General features: G+C 45.4%; 1 protein-coding gene. It reads left to right on the top strand.

All coding sequences use genetic code 11. The features are described 5' to 3' along the window. The first annotated feature begins 612 nt into the window (after positions 1-612). A complete protein-coding gene (secA, locus tag KGY70_17825; protein ID MBS3777061.1) occupies positions 613-3,918 on the top strand; it encodes a preprotein translocase subunit SecA in 3,306 nt (1,101 codons plus the stop codon). Positions 3,919-4,279 lie beyond the last annotated feature (361 nt).

Here is a 4,279-nt window from a genome sequence, read left to right as displayed (position 1 = left end):
ATCGGGGCAAGAGGCCGCGGCCTTTAAAACACCTGAATTGAATGCACCGATATGGTTGGGAAATAAAGCCATGTCATCCCTGAAGGGATTCGGAACGGTATGCCACCCTTAAAATCCCGACCGGCAGCTGCCGGTCGGGGCTACAGAGATGTCATCCGGCGGCTGCCGGATTCTGGCTTAATACAGGGGATCAGGTCATTCAGTAATTGTACCGGTTTTTCTGATTCAGCTACCTCGGAATTTGTTTAGCCTCGGCACCATCTTCTACAAAATACGGATGGCCACGAATGCACGAATTCTTTTTTATTCATCAATATCTGGCTTTTATTATCGCCCATTGGTGTCATCCGGCGGCTGCCGGATTCGGAAATGTAGGGTGCTCTTAAAATTCTACGAATAGCGCGGAATTTTATGGATAAACCCCGATTCCGGGAGTACCGTAGGCATGAGAGAGGTCACCACCCATCGGATATGGTTTTATTTTCAGAATAATATTGTAATCATTTTTTCGTGTTTATTAGGGAGATGTTATTTTATAATCAATTTTAAATAATTTCTTTTCATTTAAATTAACTTTGCATATCATAATATAAATTGTAAAAGGGGTTAAATATGGATGTTTTAACCAAGGTACTGACCAAGATTTTCGGAAGCAAATCGGAGCGGGATATTAAACAGCTTATGCCCATTGTGGAAGAGATCAATTCCGTATATTCAGGATTGCATGATATAAGCAATGATGAATTAAGAGCAAAGGCTCAGGAAATAAGAAAAGAAATACAGGATTATATCTCGGAAGGAGAAAATGAAAAGGAAAGATTACAGGAGAAAGCCGAAAGTTATGAAACGGATGTAGATGAAAAGGAACAGTTATATAAAAAGATTGATGATCTGGAAAATCAACTGGATGATCAACTTGAAGAAATACTGGAACAACTGCTTCCGAGAGCTTTCGCAGTGATGCGGGAGACTGCCAAGCGATTCAAGGAAAACCAGGAAATAAAGGTAACTGCTTCGGATTTCGACAAGGAATTGGCTGCTCAAAAGGATTACGTGAAAATAGACGGCGATACGGCTACCTATTTTAACAGTTGGGAAGCAGGTGGAAACACGATCACGTGGGACATGATACATTATGATGTCCAGTTGATGGGTGGAATTGTATTGCATCAGGGCCGGATTGCTGAAATGGCTACCGGCGAAGGAAAGACGGTGGCAGCTAACCTTCCTTTGTTTTTAAATGCCCTCGCGGGAAAAGGAGCCCACCTGGTTACTGTCAACAATTACCTCGCTAAAAGAGACCAGGAATGGATGGGGCCGCTTTATGAATTTCATGGTTTGTCTGTTGACTGCATTGATAAGCATGAACCCAACTCAAAGGAAAGAAGAAAAGCCTATCATGCGGATATTACCTATGGAACCAATAACGAGTTTGGTTTTGACTATCTGAGGGATAATATGGCCATCAATCCTTCCGACCTGGTTCAGCGGAAACACCATTTTTCCATCGTTGACGAGGTTGATTCGGTGCTGATTGATGATGCGCGAACGCCTTTGATCATTTCCGGGCCCGTGCCACAGGAAAGTACAGAACAGTTTCAGGATCTCAAGCCCAAAATAGAAAGGTTGGTAAATGCCCAGAAAAAGCTGGTCAACCAGATCATTACTGATGCCAGAAAAGCACTTAATGAAGGCGACACGGAAAAAGGCGGTTTTAAGTTATTGCAGGCTTATAAGGGGCTTCCGAAAAATAAAGCCCTTCACAAGATTTTGAGCGAGGAGGGAAACAAGGCCCTTATGCTGAAGACTGAAAACTATTACATGCAGGACAACAGCAAGCACATGCATAAGGTTACCGATGACCTCTATTTTATCATCGATGAAAAGAGCAATGCCATTGAATTGACCGATAAAGGCATTGATGTCATCACATCGGAATCCGATGATCCCAATTTCTTCATACTGCCGGATATCGGAAGCGAGCTTGCTGAACTGGAGAAAGAAGATCTTAGCGAGGACGAGAAACTGGCCAAAAAGGATGAGCTGTTGCGCGATTATGCGGTCAAATCCGAACGTGTCCATACCCTTCAGCAATTATTAAAAGCCTATACCTTGTTTCAGAAGGAACAGGAATATGTGGTGATGGACAATAAGGTGAAGATCGTGGACGAGCAAACAGGCCGTATCATGGAAGGGAGAAGGTATTCCGACGGTCTGCACCAGGCCATTGAAGCCAAGGAGAACGTTAAGGTTGAAGCTGCCACACAAACTTTTGCTACCATTACGCTTCAGAATTACTTCCGCATGTATCATAAGCTTGCAGGTATGACGGGTACTGCCGAAACAGAAGCAGGTGAGTTTATGGACATTTATGAGCTGGATGTCGTGGTGGTTCCTACCAATGAACCCGTTGTTCGTGATGACAGGGACGATATGGTTTATCGTACCAAACGGGAAAAATATAACGCCGTTATTGCAGAAGTCCAGAGTCTCATTGAGAAGGGCCGGCCCGTTCTGGTGGGAACTACATCAGTAGATGTTTCCGAATTGCTTAGCAAGATGCTCAGGATTCGCGGAATCAAGCACAATGTGTTAAACGCCAAGCTCCACCAGAAAGAGGCCGATATTATTGCTGAAGCCGGTAAATCCAGTAATGTTACCATCGCCACCAATATGGCCGGTAGGGGTACCGACATCAAGCTTTCTCCGGAAACAAGGGCAGCCGGAGGATTGGCTATTGTAGGAACCGAAAGGCATGAATCCAGAAGGATCGACAGGCAGTTGCGCGGACGTGCCGGCAGGCAAGGGGATCCTGGTTCCTCCCAGTTCTTCGTTTCTCTGGAAGACGATCTGATGCGTTTATTTGGCTCCGACCGGATTGCCAATGTAATGGCGAGAATGGGTCTGAAAGAGGGAGAAGTTATCCAGCATTCCATGATTTCCCGTTCCATAGAAAGGGCACAGCGTAAAGTGGAAGAGAATAACTTTGGTATCCGTAAACGTTTGCTGGATTATGACGATGTGATGAACTCCCAGAGGGAGGTAATCTATAAACGCAGAAAGCACGCCCTGTTCGGAGAGCGCCTGAGCGTGGACATCGCCAATATGATGCGTGATGTTTGCGAGGCCCTGGTGGATAATTACCAGGACAGCTCCGATTTCGAAGGATTCAAGTTTGAGCTGATCCGTACCCTTTCCATTGATTCACCGGTAACTGAGGAGGAGTTTTTAAAACTTGACGGTCAGGAAATAGTAAACCGGCTTCATGAAATAGTGAAAGAAAGCTACAAACGGAAAGAGGAAACCATCGCCAGCCAGGCTTTTCCTGTGATTAAAGAGGTTTATGAAAAACATTCCCATCAGTATGAAAATATAGTAGTACCCATAACCGATGGAACCAAAACCATCCAGGTGGTTACCAACCTGAAAAATTCCTATGAATCGGAAGGGCGTGAATTGGTGAAATCATATCAGAAGAATGTGATCCTTGCTACCATTGATGAGGCCTGGAAAGAACACCTTCGTGAGATGGACGATCTGCGACAGTCCGTACAGAATGCTACCTATGAGCAGAAGGATCCGTTGTTGATCTACAAATTTGAAGCTTTTGAGCTGTTCAAGAATATGCTGGAGAAGATCAGTAAAGATGTGGCCGCTACGTTGATCAAAGGGCATATCCCCATTGAGGACTCAGAAGACATTCAGGAAGCCCAGCGCCGACGTCAGGTGGATATGAGCCAGTATGAGACGAAGCGACCCGAAGCCGTTGCCAGCGGCGGCGGTGGAGGCGGCGGCCAGCGCAAGCCCGAGCCGGTAAAGGTTGGCCGTAAGGTCGGCAGAAACGAACTATGCCCCTGCGGCAGCGGGAGGAAGTACAAAAACTGCCATGGAAGACCCGGCGCTGAACCGCTGGAATAAGGCAATATATTGGGGAAATGAAAGGTGGATGGCAACATTCTAACCCGAATTATTCTTGAATAATTCTGACGCTATTGAAAAACCTGGCTTTTTGCTTCAATAAATTTCGCAAAAAGCCGGTTTTTCTAATGCGGGGTTGCCTGCATCCATCCCGCAAACCATCCCGCATTCAAAAACGAATCCCGCTTACCAGCGGGATTCGTTTTTGAATAATGCAGGCTAAAATTCCAAACAACAAATCACAAATTTCAAATACCTGCCCCGACGGCAGGCGGGGAATTACAATAACCAATTTTCGAATGACCTAAACACTCCAGGTTACAGTCATTATACCTGTAGCCTGGAGTGTTTTGAGTTCGGT

The organism is Bacteroidales bacterium (genome assembly GCA_018334875.1).
Classification (GTDB): domain Bacteria; phylum Bacteroidota; class Bacteroidia; order Bacteroidales; family UBA12077; genus JAGXLC01.
Note: the sequence above shows the minus strand (reverse complement) of the source record. Positions and strands in the feature narration are given on the sequence as shown.

What these genes read in the sequence shown, in the direction of transcription:
- secA (MBS3777061.1), top strand. Translation starts at nt 613, where the DNA reads ATGGATGTTTTAACCAAGGTACTGACCAAGATTTTCGGAAGCAAATCG.